Origin of the sequence: Aeromonas sp. DSM 116730 (assembly GCF_046581335.1) — a bacterium.
Lineage (GTDB): Bacteria > Pseudomonadota > Gammaproteobacteria > Enterobacterales > Aeromonadaceae > Aeromonas > Aeromonas rivipollensis.
Genome location: NZ_CP144265.1, coordinates 929638 through 948147 on the forward strand (window position 1 = coordinate 929638; position 18510 = coordinate 948147).

Below are 18510 nucleotides of genomic sequence, written 5' to 3' on the forward strand. Positions count from 1 at the left end.
TATGACGACAACAGATACGGAGGGCACAGACCAGGTCTCCCGCCGCACCTTCATCACACTGTCGGTGATGCTGGCCACCATAATGCAGGCGCTGGACACCACCATAGCCAACGTGGCCCTGCCCCACATGCAGGGGGCCATGGGCGCGACCCAGGATCAGATCTCCTGGGTGCTCACCTCCTACATAGTGGCGGCCGCCATCTTCATGCCACTGACCGGCTTTATCTCGGCAAGAATTGGTCGGAAAAGACTGTTTATGTGGTCGGTGGCGGGCTTTACCGTCGCCTCCATGCTGTGTGGCGCGGCCCAGAGCCTGGATCAGATAGTGCTGTTCCGGCTGCTGCAGGGGATCTTCGGCGCCAGCCTGGTGCCCCTCTCCCAGGCGGTGCTGCTCGATACCTATCCTCCCGAGAAGCACGGCTCCGCCATGGCAATGTGGGGCATAGGTGTCATGGTGGGCCCCATCCTCGGGCCGTCGCTGGGGGGCTGGCTCACCGAGTACTACAACTGGCGCTGGGTGTTCTACATCAACCTGCCGTTCGGCCTGCTGGCCTGGTTCGGGCTCGCCGCCTTCATCGAGGAGACCAGGCTCGATGCCAGCCGCCGCTTCGATCTGCTGGGCTTTGCCCTGCTGAGCCTGGGGATTGGGGCGCTGCAGATGGCGCTGGACAGGGGGGAATCCCAGAACTGGTTCGCCAGCCGGGAGATAGTGATCGAGACCGTCATGATGGTGATGGCCTTCTATCTCTTCGTGGTGCACATCTTCACCCACCCCCATCCCTACATAGAGCCGGCCCTGTTCAAGGATCGCAACTTCAGCGTCGGTCTGGTGTTCATCTTCATCGTCGGCATCATCTTGCTGGCGACCATGACGCTCTTGCCCCCCTTCATGCAGGGACTGATGGGCTACCCGGTGATCGACGTCGGCTACCTGCTGGCACCGCGCGGGGTCGGCACCATGTTCGCCATGATGCTGGTGGGCAGGCTGTCGGGCCGGGTGGACGTGCGCATCCTGATCCTGCTGGGGTTGCTGCTCACCAGCTTCTCCATGTGGGAGATGACGCTGTTCAACACCGACATCAGCAGCTGGGACATAGTGCGCACCGGCATAGTCCAGGGGTTGGGGCTTGGCTTCATCTTCGTGCCGCTCTCTACCATCACCTTCGCGACCCTGGCGCCGCGCTATCGCAACGAGGGGACGGCGCTGTTCAGCCTGGTGCGCAACATCGGCAGCAGCATCGGCATCTCTGTGGTCATCACCTACCTGGCCCAGCGCACCCAGATGAACCACGAGGTGTTCGCCTCCTACATCACTCCCTTCAATGCCGGTTTGCAGCAGGGGATGGGGACGGCGGCGCTGGTCACCCCCAAGGGGCTCGCCATGCTCAACGGCGAGGTGACCCGCCAGGCCAGCCTGCTCGCCTATCTGCAGGACTTCCGCCTGATGATGTGGGTCAGCCTGTGCGCCATTCCGCTGGTGTTGCTGCTAAAGGCCCCCAAGCGTGGCGGCGGCAAGGAGGCGCTGGCGATCCTGGAGTGAGGGCCCTTGCGGGACCTCACCCCGGTGCGAGCGGGCAAACGAAAGAGGGATGGCCTTGGCCATCCCTCTTTTCATTGCAGCGCCCCAGACTCAGATCTTGGGGATGAAGGGGGTGAGGGCGGCCAGGGGGGCGGCGTCCTCATACTCCTGGGTCGTCTCGCCGTGCTTGAAGATCTTGAAGCCTTCGCCGCGCACGCTCCAGTACTCGACGGTCTCGCCGTTGCTCTCGCCGCTGATCTGCAACAGGCTGGCTTCGCGCAGGGCCACCACGGATTCGCTCGGGTTGATGGCGCAGAACTCGGCGAGCCGCTCGTCCCGGGTCTCCCCCATGTGGCCGCTGATGCTGGCGTCCAGATAGTGGGGATTGATCTGCAGCGGGAACAGGCCCAGGGCCGGCAGCACGGCGGCGCTGCACACCGGCATATCGTTGGTGGTGCGGATGCTCGGGGTCGCCACGTTGCAACCTGCGCTCCAGCCCACATAAGGCACGCCCCGTTCACGTACGGCCCGCTGTATGGGCACCACCAGACCGTATTCGTGCAGCAGCTGGTTCAGGCGCCAGGTGTTGCCGCCGCTGATAAAGATGGCGTCTGCCTGGTGGATGGCCGCCACGGGATCGTCGAACTGGTGGATGCTGATGGTCTCCACTCCCAGGCTCTCGGTGAGATCCTGGGCGCGGGCATCCCAGTCGCTGCGGATCACCGCATAGGGGATGAGCAGGATGCGCTTGACCTGTTTGCGGGCGAGCAGGGTCTGCACCCGGTCGCGGGCCCAGCCGAGCAGGCCCGGGTGTTCGGTGGTTTTGCCATTGCTAAGCAGAAGCAGTTCCATGATGTCTCCTCGAAATAATGCGCAGGACCTTGGTCGGCCCTGATAAAGGGAAGGGGCTACTCTACCCCCAAGGCGGCGCCAAGTGTGTGATCTCGCCACGTTTTATGCCCCGGGGTTGGGGTTTGCCCATGGCGTGAGCGATTCAGGGCCGCCCATTGACCGCCGCATAGCGCAGCATCAGCTCGGCCAGGGAATCGACCTCGAGCCGTCTCATCAGGCTGGCGCGGCACACCTCGACGGTGCGCACCGAGATGCAGAGCGTGCTCGCTATCTGCTGGTTCTTGTGGCCCTGGGCGATGAGCTGCAACAGCTGGTGTTCGCGGGGGGTGAGCCGCTCGAAGGCGTGTCTATGGGCAAGTCGCGCCGCCGCGGCCAGGGTTGCCTGCTCGGCCCGCGCTATGGCGGCGAGCAGGGGCGCCAGCTGCACCGGCTTTTGCAAGAAATCCACCGCCCCCTGCTTGAGGGACTCCACCGCCAGGGGCACCTCCCCGTGACCGGTGAGAAACAGTATGGCGATGGGGCTCTGGGCCGCCTTCAGCCGCTGCTGCACCTCGGGGCCCGACAGCCCCGGCATGCGGCAATCCAGGATCAGACAGGCGGGCAGGCGCAGATCGACCTCTTCCAGGAAGCGCTCGCCGTCGGCAAAGCATCGCAGCTGCCGCTCGTCGCAGCTCTCCAGCATGAAGCGCAGGGAGTCGAGCACGGCCTCGTCGTCATCGACCAGGTAGAGGGGAGGGCGGTCAACGTACTGCATATCAGCTCCTTGGATTGGGATAGGAAGCGGCCTCAAGCCGCTGCTGAGGGGCGGGCAGGGTCACCCGGGCCAGGCAGCCATGGGGGCTCAGGTTGCTCAAGGCGAGCTGGCCGCGATGACACTCGACCACGTCCCGGCAGATGGCGAGCCCCAGCCCCATGCCGTCGGCCTTGTCGCTGTGAAACGCCTGCTGCAGCTGCGCCTCTGGCAACCTCAGACCGGGACCGTTGTCGCGGATCTCCAGGATCAATAGCGCTGCCTCGAAGCAGACAAGCAGCTCGACCCGGCCCGGCTCAGCCCTTTGCGCCGCTGGGCCGTCCGTTCGGGCCGCGCTCTCGGCGCCATTCTTGATGAGGTTCATCAGCAACTGCTCCACCCCGGTGCCATCCAGGGGGAGCAGGCGCGGCTGCCCCCGCCAGCGCAGTGTGAAGGTGACGCCGAGGGGGACCAGCATCTGACCGAGCAGGGGTTGCAGGCCCTCCACCAGGGCGACCAGGTCCGTGGGCTCGGCTTGGCGCGGGCGCTTTTGCAGCCGGGCTCTCAGCCGGTTGACTGTCTGGGTGATGCGCTGGACCTGCAGGCCAATCTGCTCCAGGGCCTGGCGCAGGGGCTCCTGTGATGCGGCTGTGGCCGGATCCTGCCCCTGCCTCGCGAGGCGCAGCAGGGCACCCTGGCTGTAGTTGGCGATGGCGGTGAGGGGCTGGTTGATCTCGTGGGCCATGTTGGCGCCGAGTTCGCCGAGTTCGGCGAGGCGCCTGGCCTGCTCGAGCTGGCGCCCCTTCTCCTCGAGTTGCTGGCGGGTGGCGAGCAGTCGGCGCTGGCTGCGGTTGAACAGCTGTTGCAGCAGCAGGTGGTGGCCACCGAGCAGCAGCACCAGCGCCAGGGCGCCCCAGCCCCACTGCTGATGCTGGCGTAGCCAGTGCCAGGCCGATTGCCACCAGGGGCCCTGCAGGGGGTGGCGATCCAGCGCCTTGAGCAGGCGGTCGATGCCAAGCTGGCTGGTGGGCACTGTCCAGCCCGCCGAATCGGCGGCCATGGCCGCCTCGCTGTCTGCTGGCAGGTCGAACAGCGCTCGCGTCACCGCCAGGGCAAGCGCAGGGGAGGCCTGCTCCGTCTGGGCGAAGGCCCAGTTCGGGTAGAGCCGGGTCGAGCTCTGGCAGCCAAAGCCCGCCGGTGCCTGGTTGTCCAGCACCCGAAAATCCGAGTCGGCGACCTTGCCCTCCCGCACCATGCGCTCCAGCTGGCACACGGGCACTATGGCGGCGGCGACCTGGTCCGCCGCCAACGATTCGATGAGCCTGTCCAGGGGGAAGCCGGTGAAGCGCACGGCGGAGAAGAAGCGCTCCAGCCTGACCCCCTGCTCGTCTGCCTCGAAGCGGTAGGCGAGGTAGCCGCCAAAGGCGTTTTCCGACACGGCGGCGACCGGCCGCCCCTCGAGATCCTGCCAGTGCCGGTAGGGGGCATGGGCGCGCACCACCAGGGCGGCGCCTATGGCGAGGTTGTCACCCCCCGCCGGGCTCTTGAGGGTGGCGAGCCAGGCCAGCGGATACTGGCGCGCCAGACTCACCGACTGGCCCGGGTTGGTGATGACAAAGTCGAGCCTGCTTTGCGCGACGGCCTCGGCCAGGGCATCGAGCTCCAGGGGCACCAGCGCGAAGCGCCGCTCTGGCACGCGCTCATTCAGCCAGCCCATCAGCGGCTGCCATTGAGCCTTCGCAAGCGCCGGGCCGCGGGTCGCCAGCACCCCTACTCGCACCGGCTCGGCCAAGGCCCGCACCGGCTCGGTCGGTGGGGGCACAGGCCCGGCCAGGGCAGGGGCGACCCAGATCCAGAGCAACAGGGCCAGCAGGGGCTGGCGGGCGAGCGATGAGGGGGGGTGACGGAACAGGGCGCTCTCCTTGGGCGGCTGATGGGGGTGGGGAAGCCAGTCTATCACCGGGGCGGTGCGCTGGGCCGCCCTGGCGCCGTGATGGGGCGGCGAATGGGGCTTTGGTCACAGTTTGGCGGTTATGGGGCCGGTTTTATTGCGCTGGATCAACCCGGCTCCCGGTATGTGGAAAACCACAATAGAGGCGACTTGCTGCGTTGCGGACAATCAGCCCAACCCCCCTCTTGGGGGAAGCCAGCTCAGCAGAAGGAAAGACGCCATGGAGCTCAGCAAGCGCCGATTGTTATCCGGGATCGCCGCCCTCACCGCAGGGGCGGCCCTGATCCCCGTGACTCAGGCCCAAGTTCAGGCCCAGTCCGTCCCCGTGCCCCGCAATGGGCGGGCGGCCATCAGCCGGGGGGATGGCCGCAAGCGCTACGGCATGCTGATTGACTTGCGCCGCTGCGTCGGTTGTCAGGCCTGCACAGTGGCCTGCACCATAGAGAACCAGCCCCCTCTCGGCCAGTTTCGCACCACTGTCAGCCAGTACGAGGTGAGCGACCTGGCGGCACTCGATGCCCCCGCCTCCCTCTTGATGTTGCCGAGGCTCTGCAACCACTGTGCCGAGCCCGCCTGCCTCGGCGTCTGCCCCACGGGCGCCACCTTCCAGCGCGATGACGGCATAGTGGTGGTCAACAACGACTGGTGCGTCGCCTGCGGCTACTGCGTGCAGGCCTGCCCCTATGACGCCCGCTTCATCAACCACGAGACCAACACCGCCGACAAGTGCACCTTCTGCGCCCACCGGCTGGAGGCGGGATTGCTGCCCGCCTGTGTGGAGAGCTGCGTCGGCGAGGCGCGCATCATAGGGGACTTGAACGATCCCAAGAGCCAGATCAGCCGGTTGCTGCGTGAGCACGAATCCGCCCTCAAGGTGCTCAAGCCCGAGGCCCATACCCAGCCGCGGGTCTTCTATCTGGGCATGGATGAGGCGTTTGTCAGCAAGATCGACGGCCATCCGGCGCAGCGCACCCTGCTTGGCGACGACGGCAAGGAGATAGCCCATGACCATTAACGAACTGCTGGCCCCGGATCAACCCATCACCTGGCTGCCCTGGGCGGTGCAATATTTCTTCCTCATAGGCCTCGCCTATGGGGCCCTCTGGCTGGGCGCGGCCGATCTGTGGCGCAAGGCACCGGATCGGCGGCTGCAGACCCTGGCCGCGGTGCTGATGATGGGGGCTGGGGTGGTGGCGCCCATCGCCCTGACCGCGGATCTGCACCAGCCCGCCCGGGCTTGGCACTTCTACGCCCAGACCCGCTTCGGCTCCATCATGTGGTATGGCGCCTACCTGCTGCCCCTGTTCAGCCTGCTCTCCATGCTGCTGGGCTGGCTGCTGATAAGGCCCAACCTGGCCCGGCGCGGCGAGGAACGGGACAGGGTCGCCGCCCTGGCGCGGCTGCTCTGCCTGGGGAACTGGACCGGCGAGCCCTGGCTCAAGCCGTTGGCTTTGATGGCGGTTTTGAGCGGGCTCAGCATAGCGCTCTACACCGGGCTCGAGACCATGGTGGTAGCGGCGCGGCCCCTCTGGCACACCTCTTGGCTCCCCTGGTTGCTGGCGCTGAGCGCCCTGCTGGCGGCCCAGAGCGCCCTGCTGCTGCTCAACCGCCTGCTGACCGGCTGGCAGCAGGGCACGGAGGCTGGGCTGCTGCGCCAGAGTGGCTGGACCTTGAGCCTGCTGGCTCTCTCCCTGCTGGGCTGGGCCCTTTTTGGCGGCGCCTCGGCGGCTGAGGCGAGTGCCCTCTATCGGCTGGATCCGAGCTGGCGGCTGGCGGCCCACTGGCTGCTGCTGACCCTGGGCCTGCTCGGCCTGCTGCTGTTGGCGGGGCCCAGACTATCTGCGAGCCTGCAAACCTGGGGTCTGGGGCTGCTGGCACTGCATCTGGTGTGGGGCCTGCGCTGGCTGGTGCTGATCCAGGGGCAGCTCGTCCCGAAATACGGGGCTGGCGTCTATGTCTACCAGATAGCCTGGGGGCCGACCGGTGTGCTCGGCATCCTCGGCACCTTCGGCCTGCTGCTGGCCCTGCTGGTGGCGCTCTCCGAGCTGGTGCGCGCCCCGGCTCTGCCATCCGCCACAATTTCATCTGCCACCCAGGCAGCCACCACCCATTGCGCTCGCGAGGCACTCTGATGGATTACAGCAAACGCAAATTTCTCAAGGGAGCCGCCATCGCCGGGGGCACGGGGCTCTTCGTGGCCGGTTACAGCGACACCCTAAAGCATGTGGCGAGCGGGCTGGCCACCGGCAGCTCGGGCAAGCCGACCCGGGATCCCATCCACGGCAACTCCCTGGCGGTGGAGTACAGGGTCGATGAGGGAGGGGAACTTCACCCCAACCCGGCGCAGCGGCTCGCCAACACCATGTGCCTCGGCTGCTGGACCCTGTGCGGGGTGCGGGCCCGCATCGACAACGAGAGCGACAAGATAGTGCGTATCCTCGGTAACCCCTATCACCCCCTCTCGGCCCTGCACCACATCGACTTCAAGACGCCGATCAAGCAGGCGCTGCTCGCTACCAGCGGCTATCAGGAAGGGGGGCTGGATGGCCGCTCCACCGCCTGCGCCCGTGGCAACGCCATGCTGGAGCAGCTCGACAGCCCGCACAGGGTCACCCGCTGTCTCAAGCGGGTCGGCCCCCGTGGCAGCGGTCGCTGGCAGAGCATCCCCTTCGAGCAGCTGATCGAGGAGGTGGTGGAGGGGGGCGATCTGTTCGGGGAGGGCCAGGTTGAAGGGCTCAGAGCCATTCGCAACCTCGCCGAGCCGCTCGATCCCGCCAACCCGGAATATGGCCCCAGGGCCAACCAGCTGCTGGTGAGCAACGCCTCGGACGAGGGGCGCGATGCCTTCATCAAGCGCTTCACCTTCAACGGCTTCGGCACCCGCAACTTCGCCAACCACGGCGCCTACTGCGGCCTGTCGTTCCGGGTCGGGGCCGGCGCCCTGCTGGACGATCTGGAGAAGAACGCCCACCTCAAGCCCGACTGGGACGAGAGCGACTTCCTGCTGTTCATGGGCACCTCCCCCCAGCAGTCCGGCAACCCCTTCAAACGCCAGTCCCGCCAGCTGGCGGCGGGGCGGGCACGGCAGGGCAAGCCCTTCTCCTATGTGGTGGTGGCCCCCAGCCTGCCGAACACGGTGAACCTGCCGTCTGCCCCCGCCAACCGCTGGCTGCCCATCAGGCCCGCCACGGACTCGGCCCTGGCCATGGCCATGCTGCGCTGGATCATCGACAACGAGCGCTACGCCGAACCCTTCCTGGCGGCCCCCAATGCCGAGGCCGCCGAGCGGGCCGGCTATCGCGGTTTCAGCAACGCCAGCCATCTGGTGGTCTGCGACGAGTCGCACCCCCGCTTCGGCCAGATGTTGCACGCCAGCGATCTGGGGCTGCCCTTTGAGGGCGAGGCCTATGGCGAGGGGGACGCCATGCTGGTGGTCGAAGAGGGGAGTGACGAGCCGACACCGGCCGGCCGTTGCGAGCGGGCCCGACTCTGGGTGGCGCGCAGCATTTCGACCCCGGGTGGGGAGCTGGCGGTCAAGAGCAGCTTCCAGCTGCTGGCCGAGGCGAGCCGGGAGCACTCCCTCGAGCAATACAGTGCCGAGTGCGCCGTGCCGGTGGCCGACATCGAGGAGCTGGCGCGGGAGTTCACCAGCCACGGCACCCGGGCGGCGGTGATCACCCACGGCGGCACCATGAGCGCCAACGGCTTCTACACGGCCTGGGCCATCATGATGCTCAACGCCATGATAGGAAACCTCAACGCCAAGGGCGGCGCCGTGGCGAGCGGCGGCAAGTTCGACCCCTTCGGCGCCGGGCCGCGCTACGATCTGGCGAGTTTCCCCGGCATGGTGAAACCCGCCGGCGTCTTCCTGTCCCGCTCCAAGTTCCCCTACGAGAAGACCTCCGAATATCGCCGCAAGAAAGAGGCGGGGCAGAACCCCTATCCGGCTCACGAGCCCTGGTTCCCCATCTCGGGCCCGCTGCTCGGCGAACACCTGACCGCGGCGGTGAACGGTTATCCCTACCGTGCCAAAGCCTGGATCAACCACATGGGCAACCCCCTCTACGGTCAGGCGGGGCTGCACCAGGCCATAGGTGAACAGCTCAAGGACCCCAAGGTGCTGCCGCTCTTTGTCAGCATCGACAGTTTCATCAACGAATCCTCGGCGCTGTCGGACTACATAGTGCCGGACACCCTGACCTACGAGTCTTGGGGCTGGGCCACCGCCTGGCACGGGGTCATGACCAAGGTCTCGACCGGGCGCTGGCCTGTGGTGGAGCCTCGCGTCGTCAAGACAGCCTCGGGGGATCCGGTCTGCATGGAGTCCTTCCTTATCGCCGTGGCGAAACGCCTGGGGTTGCCGGGCTTTGGCGAGGGGGCGATCGAGGGGGCGGATGGCAAGCTGCACGGTCTTCACAAGGCGGCGGACTTCTCCCTCTACGGGGCGGCCAACGTCGCCTATCTGGGTGAACCGGTTCCTCCCATAGGGCCTGAGGACCTCGCCTGGTCCGGGGTGGAGCGCATTATGCCGACCCTCAACGCCACCCTGAGCGCGGAGGAGGCGAGTCGCGCCGCCTACCTCTTTGCCCGGGGCGGGCGCTTCGAGCCGGTGGCCAAGGGGCGCGATGAATCGGGGCAGCCGAGCAAGCGTTGGCCCAAGCCGCTGATGCTGTGGAACCCGGCGGTGGGCAGCCGGCGTCACAGCCAGAGCGGCCAGTTCTTGAGCGGCACCCCGCGCTTCTTCCGGGCCCAGCTCGCCGACGGCACGCCGCTCAATGAGGCGTTCAAGCCGGCCCAGTGGCCCCTGCTGCTCACCAGCTACAAGTCCCACACCATGAGCTCCATGAGCATAAGCTCGGATCGCCTGCGCCAGGTGCACCCCAGCAACGGGGTGCGGCTCAACGCCCAGACGGCGGCCCGCCTTGGCATAGTGAGCGGGGACAGGGTGCGGGTCAGCACCCCCAATGGCAGCGTGATCGGGCTGGCCGAGTGCGTGGCCGGAGTGCAGGAAGATGCCATCGCCATCGAGCACGGCTTCGGTCACAAGGAGCTGGGGGCGCGGGCGCACTGGATAGACGGCCAGCCGGTGGCGGCCAGCGCCCTGCGCGGGGCCGGGGTGAACCTCAACGATCTGGCGGTACTGGATCCCAGTCGCCACGGCCGTTATCCCCTGGTGGACTGGGCCATCGGCTCCTCGGCCCGCCAGGGGCTGCCGGCCCGGGTCGAGAAGCTGGTCTAGCGCCAGATGCAAAAAGCGGGGCCATCATGGCCCCGCTTTTCATCGAGTGATCCTGAACATCACTGGTCCAGTTCGACGTCCACCCACACCAGGCGGTGATCCGAGCTCACTCCCTTGGCGATGCCGAGCTGTGCGTCATACACCAGGTGGTAACCCGGCTCGAAGCTGGCGGGCCAGAACACCCCCGAGGCCACCGCATTGAGGTTGGCGGAGGGGATCAGGTGATCGAGCTGCAGGCCGCTGCTGCTGGTGATGCGCTCCGGGGTCGGCCTGTTGTTGTTGCGCTTGCACTGATCCGGCTGGCTGGCGAGGCACTCGGGGCCACCCTGGCTGACCGGGATCAGGGCGCCATTGGTGACCGCCTGATTGACCAGCACATGGTTGTGCAGGTCCTGGATGGCGGTCAGATCCCCGTCGCCGAGTTGGGGATCGGCGTTGAGATCCCCGGCGATGACGAAGCGGGCACCCGCCGGCAGACCGCCGGCCTTGCCTGCGTCGTCCACCATGTAGCTGGCGGCCTCCACATAGTCCTGCCAGAAGGCAACCTCGGCCCTGTTGTGCTTGACGTTGTGGCGCGCCGCATTGCCGAAGATGGGGGGCGTCGGGTGAGAGATGAGGAAGTGGATCACCTGCTCCTTGTTGCCCTGCTTGATGCGCACCGGCACGTCGGCGTGATTCTTGGAGGAGAGCGGGAACTGGGCCCAGGCCGCGGCGTCATACCAGGGCTCGCCACACTGGCGGCCGGCCGGGATCGGCGCCTTGGGGTTGTTGCAGTCGTCGATGACGGGGTTGGTTTCGCCCGGCATGTCCTTCCACTTGAAGTGCTGGAAGGTGCGGATCCCCTTGGTGTCGATGGGATACTGGGACATCACCGCAAAGGCGTACTGGCCGTGGTAGTTGCCAAAGCCCCAGGCGTCGTCCGGCCCGCGGCTCACTTTGCCGTCCAGATTGAGGTCATGACCGCTCATCAGCCCTGTGTTGGTGGCGAAATTCTGCAGCACCGGGTAGCTGATGGCCTGCACCTCGCCGTGCTGGGCATGGGCCAGGTAGTTGTCGTTGAACGCCTTGAGATCCGTTGTGCTCTCGCCCTTGCCGTCGTTGTCGAATTCGTTCAGCAGGAACACATCCGGCCGGGTGCGCTGCACTATCTCGGCGATATTGCGGATCTGCTGCACGTTTTTGGCCTGGGTGATCTCGGCCTTGCCGAGGCTGGCGTCGCCCTCCTGGTAGCGGGCCAGCAGGGCGTCCTGGGCGGCGCGGTCCAGGGCCAGTTCGCCGGAGAGCATGCCGGGGGCGGTGCGATCGAAGGAGAGGTTGAAGGTAGCGAAGCGAACCATGGGATCTGGGGCCTTGGAGTCATTGTTGCTGTGACAGCCTGCCATCAATCCGAGGGAAATGGCAGCGGCGAGCAGGGTCTTGTGGCTATTTTTCATTGTAATATTCCGTAGCATCAATAGGTTATGCCAGGACACCGAAGAGGCCCAGGCGGGCCCATTATAGAGATGCTGATCTGAAACGGGCTCTGAATGAGCCAAAGTGTGAGTCTATTCACAGCCTGAAGAAGAGGAAGGGGCAGCCAGGCCCTGTGGTGGTAGGGGCCTGGCCGTTCTGAATAAGCGCGAGGGCAAGAGGAGCCCCGGCTGACCCTCTGGTCCCGGGTGCCTAGGACCAGCGGGAGAGGGGGGAGGGCATGGCGTAGGCGTAGCCCTGCTGATAGTCGCAGCCGAGGCGGTTCGCTATCTCGATATGGGTCTGGGTCTCCACCCCCTCGCACACCACGGCCATGCCGAGGCGCTGCAGGTAGGCCACCAGGCCCACCAGCATCTTGAAGGCGTGTGAGGTGCGTGCCGCCTGCAGCAGCAGGGAGCGGTCCAGCTTGACTATCTCGTAGGGCAGGGCCATCAGGCGCTGAAAGTTGCACTCCCGGGAGCCGAAGTCATCGCAGGCGATGTGGGCACCATGGGCGCGCAGCACCTCAATCAGCTCCCTGTATTGGCTCTCCAGCCGGGCGTATTCCAGCACCTCGAACCAGATGTCGATCCCCACCTTGCGTGCCTGCACCAGCACCAGCAGCAACAGGTTCTGATAGGTCGGGCTGGAGAGCGCCGGGTTGAGGTTGATGGAAAGCGCATAGGGCCCCCCCTTCGCCAGGACAGGCAGATCCCTCATGATGGCCCTGAGCATGACGATATCCAGATGCAGGGATTCGTCCTGGCTGAGGGAGGCAAAATCGATGCCTTTGTAACACTGGGCCACCGGATCCCAGCGCCTGGCCAGCGCCTCATAGCCCTTGACCTGACGGTCCCGACCTATGATCGGCTGGTAAAAGGGAACGGCGACATCCGCCATGGCCATCGTGGCCATGGCACTCATCGGATACTCTTCTTTGAACGCAAACATGGCTCTCACCTGATGGCGATGGATGGCTGCGCATAATACAGGGTGCCGCCACCCGGCAGCTGTAGGAATTATCTGATAATGAGCCTGCCGCCTGAAATTCAATATAGGATTATTCCGATTAACATCCCCCGGCATGCTGCATAAACTGGCCCCAGTGATATTCGAACGGCTCATTAATAGCTTGTTCAAGAAATAGTGCCGCAATAAATTCAGTCTGGAATAAAGATGAGAAATATATTTTTTATTTTGTTGCTGATGCTCAGCGGCAACGTATCGGCATCGGCCGAAATCAGCATAGGCACCCTTTTTGACTATATGGCAGGTCAGCAGGGAACCTATTTGAAGCGGATCCGAAATCAGGGCGATACCACCGCCTTCGTCAAGGTGGCCATTCACGAAATAACCTACGACGGCGCCGGCCAGCCCCGTGAGTCAGCGGAGCTGACCGAAGGCAACCGGGCCCTGATCGCCAGCCCGTCGCGCCTGATCATCCCGGCCAAAGGGGTACAGGCTACCCGCTTGCTCTATATGGGGGTGCGAGACAAGGAGCGCTATTTCAGGGTTCGCTTTATTCCCGTGCTGCCCAGGAAAGAGGATGGATTCGATATGGATGACCAGAGTATTGATGGTCAGCAACAAGTCTCTGCCGGCGTAAATATATTGACCGGATTCGGCGCCATTATTTTTGTCATGCCAAAAGAGACTCGCTTTGATACGAAATTGATAGAGACCGACACCATGACCACTGTCGTGAATAACGGCAATGCCACCATAGTGCTGGACTTTTTCGAGGAGTGTGATGGACGGGCAAAAAACTGTTCAACACCAGGAAAAATTCATCTGTTGCCGAACATGAAGAAGCAACTTGTGAAACAGAAAGATCACCTCTATCGCTTTGTGCTGATTGAGGGTGACCAGAGTAGAAACATGGTGATTGGACACTGATGTTTCTTGTTTATGACCGAGGAGAGAGTAATGAAAGTATGGATTGTTGCGCCCCTGGCGATGCTGGTATCGGCCCATCTGATGGCGGCAGAACGCATTGAACATCAGGTCACAGTGACCGCCCAGATCCCGAGCGAGGCCTTCTACGTGCAGCCGACCGGTGGCGACAACTGGATGAGCACGCCGCAGAAGCTGGCCTACAACCCCTACACCAAGAAGCTGGACACGCTGAGCAAGCAGCTGGATGCCAAGAGCACCATAGGCGCCATCACCGGCTACCTGACCAACCCGGCCGTGATGGCCAGCGGCAACGACAACATTCCCCTGACCGTCAAGGTGGGTGGTGTCGCCCTGTCGACCACCTCCGTCGAGGTGATGAAGGCAGAGGATGCCAAGACCGGCAAGTTGCTGGGACTGGAAGTGATCCCCGCCGACGCCCCTGTGGCTGGCTATCAGCCCGGCAACTATCAGGGCGTGGTGAACATGATGTTTGAATCGGAAGCTCCCAAAAAGCCCTAAGCAAATGACGGCGATTAAGTTCGGCTCCCTGTATCGGGGGAGCCTTTTTTGTTTGCGCTGATGCCAAGAGTGAGATGACCCGTGCCCTATTTCTCTTTCCTGCTGGCGCTGGCCCTGCTGGTCCAGCCTGCCTGGGCGACTGAGGGTCGCGCCACCCAGCCCCTCGATGTGTTGCAACAAGCCCAGGACTTGCCTGATGGCTTTGCCGATCACTTCTTCGACGTCCCGCTGGCGGTGCGCATCCTGGTGGATGGGCAACTGCTGGGGGAGGGCGAGATAGTGCTGGGCAAAGACACCAGCGTGCAACTGCTGACCCTGACCGACGGCCACGAGAGTGAGCTGGACGAGCGCACACGCCAGCGCTGGGTCGAGGTGCTGGCCGTGCCTCACCGTCTGGGCCCGTGCCAGGGCGAGTGCGCCAATGGCGTGCTGGCCCTGGAGTACAGCCTGGAGAACTCCCAGCTCTCGGTGCTGACTACCCGGGTGGAGAGCGGATCACAGCAGGCCCGCTACCACCAGTTGCCTGCCGCGGGCAGCTATGGCGCTCTGATGCGTCATCAGCTGAACCTGACCCTGGGGGAGGAAGAGCAGCGCAGCGGCCGCTACAACCTGACGGCCCAGGGCAGCCTCGGCCAGTGGACCCCCTTGCTGGAAGGGGAGCTGAGCCAGTTTTCCGGCCAGCCTGCCCAGCACCATGTGCAGCAGCTTTATGCCGAGCATGAGGGGGAGGGGCGCTTCTACCGGCTGGGCTATTTCTCCCCCTATGCCCAGGGGCTGGTGCGCCAGCCTGCCCAGTTTGGCGGCGGTACGCCGACCGTGCTCGGGGTCATGCTGGGGGATTCGGACACCCTGCTGGTGGAGCAGGGCAAGGCCAGCACAGTCCCGCTCTATGTCACCCCGAGTCGGCCCGGCATGGTCGAGATCTACAAGGATGGGTTGCTCATCAACTCCCAGCAGGTGGGCTCGGGGCTGCAGGCCCTGGATACCCGGGTGCTGCCCACCGGCATCTACGAGGTGGAGCTGCGGGTGCTGGAAGATGGCCAGGTCACAGAGCGGCGGCGGGAGATGATCTACAAGCCGGGCAACTGGCAAAACCCGGAGGAGACCTGGCGCTTCAACCTGTTTATGGGCCAGCAGACCCGGCTGCTCAGCGACCGGGACGAGAAGCGCCCCGAGAGCACGAGTGGCGGCGTCATGCTCAACCACCTGCTCACCCCCTCGGTGATCCTGGGGGCGTCCAGCCAGTACATAGACCAGCGCTGGCAGCATGGTCTCTCGGCGGACTGGAGCCCGGGCAACCAGTGGCGGCTGTTTGGCAACCTGATGGCGACCCAGGGGGTGGGCAGCGGCTTCGATCTGCAGGCGCTCTATCACTATGGGGATGGCAGCCTGGTACTCAGTCACCAGCAGCAGCGCTATCAGGGGCTGCGGGAGGGGGAGGCGCGTGACCTTGCCCAGAGCAACCTGTCGTTGCAGCAGCGACTCGATGAGCACCACTCCGCCAACCTCTATCTGGCGCATCGGGAGGGGCAGGGGCTGGGGGCCGATCTGGGCTGGCGTTACAACGGCGAGCTGCTCGGCCAGGGGGTGAGCTGGAACCTGACGGTGTTCGACCGCCCGGGCAGCATCAGCACCGACAATGCGCGGGACAGGGGCAGCATGCTCTCCCTGAGCATGAACCTGGGGGGAGAGCGCAACCAGCTTGCCATCGGCATTGGCAGCCGGACCTCCCGCTCCGGCGGCCAGGAGCGCAATGCCTCCCTCGGTTACCAGCAGTGGCTGGAGTGGGGCGCCTTGCAGAGTGTCGGGGCCAACCTGACCACCGACAGCTATGGGGTCGGGATGGCGGGCCATGCCCGCTTTCAGGGGGCGCTCGCCAGTGGCGACGCCCACCTGCTCTCTTCTTCCTACAACCGGGCCCTGAGCGGCGGGCTCAACCTCGACAGCACCCTGGCCTTTGGCGATGAGGGCAGCCTGACCCTGACCGGTCAATCCCAGGGGTATGAGGCGGGCATGATAGTGGATCTGGAGTCCGACCTTCCCGAGCTGGCCCTGCGCGCCTATGACGATCAGGGGGGGAATGTGATGCTGAGGCCCGGCCGCAACCTGGTGCCGGTCACTGCCTATCGCGGTGGTGCCGTGCAGCTGGACATGGCGGGTGCCGGAGCGCCGTCGGTGACCATTCGCCCCAACCTGCTGCCCTATCACCTCAACAAGGGGGGAGTGGCCTATCACAGGGTGCGGGTGATGAAGACGGTGACAGTGATAGGTCGCCTGCTGGATGGGCAGGGAACGCCGCTCAAGGGGGCCATGGTGGTCAACCACGCGGGGCGTACCGTCAGCGAGGCCGATGGCTTCTTTGCGGTGGAGATGAGCGAGCGAAACCCCAGCTTGCAGGTGGAATTCCATGGTGCGCAGCAGTGCGATCTGGCGCTGGATACGGCCCGTACCGAACGTCAACAGGATCTGTTGTTGCTGGGGGATCTGGTGTGCAGCCCCGAGATTTGGGCCAGTCAATAGGCCCTCGAACAGGAGTCGAAGATGAGAGTGCAGATGATGCGTGGTGGTTGGGGGCTGGCCCTGCTGATGGCAGGTGTCGCCCAGGGCGCCACCCTGAATGTGACGGCGGAATATAACCCGGCGGCCTATGAAGCGGGGGGGGCCAAGTTTATCAACACCACCCCCTGCACCCAGTTTCCGGACGCGCCCGGCTTCTGGTGCAGCACCACTGCCACTGTGGAGACGCCCCAGGCCGTTCGGTTCGATGCCAATATCAAGCGAAAGGTGAAGGAGAGCAGCGACAGCCGGGAGGGGGTGCACTATCTCGGTTTCCCGGGCGCCCGTGACGTGACCCTGGTCAAGCAGGGGGGAGGCGCATCCTACACCCTCAAATTTATCGTGACGGCGGTCGGCTCCGAGATGAATGTGGGCTCGGTGCCCGCAGACACCACTATCTCGGAAAAAGGGGATTGTGCTTACGCCAGTGCATGGAAGAACAACTCGTCTCTCTTCGTCTATCGCAACGTCAAAGAGTCCACCAGCGCATCCGGTGGCCGCTGCCATGGACAAAACGCGGGCTCGGTAGGCAAGGATCTCACTATCAGTTCGATTTACCTGGGGTATAAGTTGAAAGCCCCCAATCCACTGGCGATGGAAAATGGCACCTATACCGGCAAGCTGACATTATCCATGGGGCATAACCTGGACTTCGATTTCGGCGCCGGCACTTATACGGACACTCAGCTGACCGTTAATTTCACCATCAAGGTTCGCCATCAGATCAAGGTTGATTTTCCGGCTGGCGGGAATCGCGTCGTCTTGCAGCCCCCGGGAGGATGGTTTCACTGGATTTATCGTACCCCTGATTATCTGGATGCCGTGCTGCCGGCGCGCTTCTGGGTCGCAGTGCCTTATCGTGTCAGCTTGAGTTGCCAATATTTGAATGCGCGAGGGGATGGCTGTCAGATAAAGAATGACAAGAGTGACCATAAAGTACCAGTCAAGGTGTATGGCACCGGCATTCGAAATCAGGAATGGCCTGTCTATGCTGGAAAAACCGATATATATGCATACCATAAAGTATTGTCTGACATTAATAGACCATTCAGATTCGTCGTGGAAAAGCAATCCGTGCAAGAGATGATGAAATATCCTGGCAGTACCTATAGAGGTGATATCACCATCATCATCGATGTGACCATCAATTAACCCTTATTACAGTCCCATCTCTTTTGCATAGTGAAACAGGGCGCTATCGCTTTGCAGGCCGAGCCGCAGCATGGCGCTCTTTTTCTGGGTGCTGATGGTCTTGACGCTGCGATTGAGGTACTCCGCCACCTGAGTGACCGACATGCCGCTGGCAAGCAGGCGCACCACCTCGTTCTCCCTGGGGGTGAGCTGCACCGCGGGGGGCTGGTGAAGCAATCCGGCCTCGGCCAGCACGGTGTTGACCGAGTTGCCTATGTAGTGCCGGCCTGTCTTTATCTGGCGAATGGCGTCCGTCAACTCATTGAGCACTGCCTTCTTGAGAATGATGCCGCGCACCCCCGACTGGGCAAGTGATTGCAAGATACCGGCGTTGTGTATCTGGGTCAGCACTATAATGGGCAGCTCGGGATATTCCCGCCGCAATTGCTGGATCATGGCCAGACCATCGCAGCGTTCATCCCCCGGCATGCTGAAATCGGTGATCAGCAGATCGCAGTCATGTTGCTGCAATGTTTTCAATAATTCAGAAACCTGATGGGCTTCGGCAACAATATCGCAACCGATGTGACTCTGGGTAATGAGGCTGCGGATCCCGGCCAGTATCAATGGATGATCATCGGCGAGAATGATTTTGAAAGACATGATTG

At 64.0% G+C, this 18510-nt stretch carries 14 protein-coding genes; 8 read left to right on the forward strand and 6 right to left on the reverse strand.

Translation table 11 applies throughout. The features are described from left to right. Position 1: 1 nt before the first annotated feature. Complete coding sequence (locus tag Aeroheme_RS04450) at positions 2-1540, forward strand: DHA2 family efflux MFS transporter permease subunit (protein WP_303807484.1); 1539 nt, start codon at positions 2-4, stop codon at positions 1538-1540. Positions 1541-1630: 90 nt separating this feature from the next. On the opposite strand, the gene pepE is transcribed toward Aeroheme_RS04450, so the two are convergent. From pepE to Aeroheme_RS04465, 3 genes are all read right to left on the reverse strand, one after another. Beyond that, entirely contained in the window at positions 1631-2371 is a 741-nt protein-coding gene (gene pepE / locus Aeroheme_RS04455; RefSeq protein ID WP_408752641.1) for a dipeptidase PepE, read from the reverse strand. A 142-nt stretch (positions 2372-2513) separates the two neighbouring features. Beyond that, positions 2514-3125 carry a response regulator transcription factor gene (locus Aeroheme_RS04460; protein ID WP_411166759.1) on the reverse strand — a complete coding sequence of 204 codons (612 nt, stop codon included), beginning with the start codon at positions 3123-3125 and terminating at the stop codon, positions 2514-2516. Position 3126: 1 nt separating this feature from the next. Further along, positions 3127-4965, reverse strand: coding sequence for a PhnD/SsuA/transferrin family substrate-binding protein (locus Aeroheme_RS04465; protein ID WP_411167219.1), 1839 nt, complete (start codon positions 4963-4965; stop codon positions 3127-3129). Between the two features lie 307 nt (positions 4966-5272). Here Aeroheme_RS04465 and dsrO point away from each other — a divergent pair, with 307 nt between their 5' ends. Genes dsrO through Aeroheme_RS04480 form a run of 3 tightly spaced genes read left to right on the forward strand, consistent with a single transcriptional unit; the run spans position 5273 to position 10291 of the window. After that, positions 5273-6067: a sulfate reduction electron transfer complex DsrMKJOP subunit DsrO gene (dsrO, locus tag Aeroheme_RS04470; RefSeq protein WP_411166760.1), complete on the forward strand. Its 795-nt coding sequence runs from the start codon at positions 5273-5275 to the stop codon at positions 6065-6067. Then, on the forward strand, positions 6057-7184 hold the full coding sequence (gene nrfD / locus Aeroheme_RS04475; RefSeq protein WP_411166761.1) for an NrfD/PsrC family molybdoenzyme membrane anchor subunit: 1128 nt from the start codon (positions 6057-6059) through the stop codon (positions 7182-7184). The genes dsrO and nrfD overlap by 11 nt, the downstream gene beginning before the upstream one ends. Continuing rightward, entirely contained in the window at positions 7184-10291 is a 3108-nt protein-coding gene (locus Aeroheme_RS04480; protein ID WP_411166762.1) for a tetrathionate reductase subunit A, read from the forward strand. The genes nrfD and Aeroheme_RS04480 overlap by 1 nt, the downstream gene beginning before the upstream one ends. Positions 10292-10350: 59 nt before the next feature. On the opposite strand, the gene Aeroheme_RS04485 is transcribed toward Aeroheme_RS04480, so the two are convergent. Together Aeroheme_RS04485 and Aeroheme_RS04490 are read right to left on the reverse strand one after the other, a co-directional pair. Further along, positions 10351-11724: an endonuclease/exonuclease/phosphatase family protein gene (locus Aeroheme_RS04485; RefSeq protein ID WP_411166763.1), complete on the reverse strand. Its 1374-nt coding sequence runs from the start codon at positions 11722-11724 to the stop codon at positions 10351-10353. 229 nt (positions 11725-11953) lie between these two features. After that, complete coding sequence (locus tag Aeroheme_RS04490; protein WP_408752635.1) at positions 11954-12691, reverse strand: EAL domain-containing protein; 738 nt, start codon at positions 12689-12691, stop codon at positions 11954-11956. 225 nt (positions 12692-12916) lie between these two features. Here Aeroheme_RS04490 and Aeroheme_RS04495 point away from each other — a divergent pair, with 225 nt between their 5' ends. The 4 genes from Aeroheme_RS04495 (at position 12917) to Aeroheme_RS04510 (ending at position 17863) form a co-directional block, all read left to right on the forward strand. Then, positions 12917-13636 (forward strand): hypothetical protein, encoded by a 720-nt coding sequence (locus tag Aeroheme_RS04495; protein ID WP_411166764.1) that lies wholly within the window; start codon positions 12917-12919, stop codon positions 13634-13636. A gap of 30 nt (positions 13637-13666) precedes the next feature. Beyond that, the gene (locus Aeroheme_RS04500; RefSeq protein ID WP_202047046.1) at positions 13667-14155 is read left to right on the forward strand and encodes a CS1 type fimbrial major subunit; all 489 of its coding nucleotides are present in this window, start codon (positions 13667-13669) and stop codon (positions 14153-14155) included. A gap of 81 nt (positions 14156-14236) precedes the next feature. Next, positions 14237-16675 (forward strand): CS1-pili formation C-terminal domain-containing protein, encoded by a 2439-nt coding sequence (locus Aeroheme_RS04505; protein WP_411166765.1) that lies wholly within the window; start codon positions 14237-14239, stop codon positions 16673-16675. Positions 16676-16696: 21 nt separating this feature from the next. Then, positions 16697-17863 carry a hypothetical protein gene (locus Aeroheme_RS04510; protein ID WP_411166766.1) on the forward strand — a complete coding sequence of 389 codons (1167 nt, stop codon included), beginning with the start codon at positions 16697-16699 and terminating at the stop codon, positions 17861-17863. Between the two features lie 6 nt (positions 17864-17869). Here Aeroheme_RS04510 and Aeroheme_RS04515 read toward each other — a convergent pair whose 3' ends face one another. Next, positions 17870-18505, reverse strand: a complete 636-nt coding sequence (locus tag Aeroheme_RS04515; RefSeq protein WP_338890804.1) for a response regulator — start codon at positions 18503-18505, stop codon at positions 17870-17872. Positions 18506-18510: the final 5 nt, after the last annotated feature.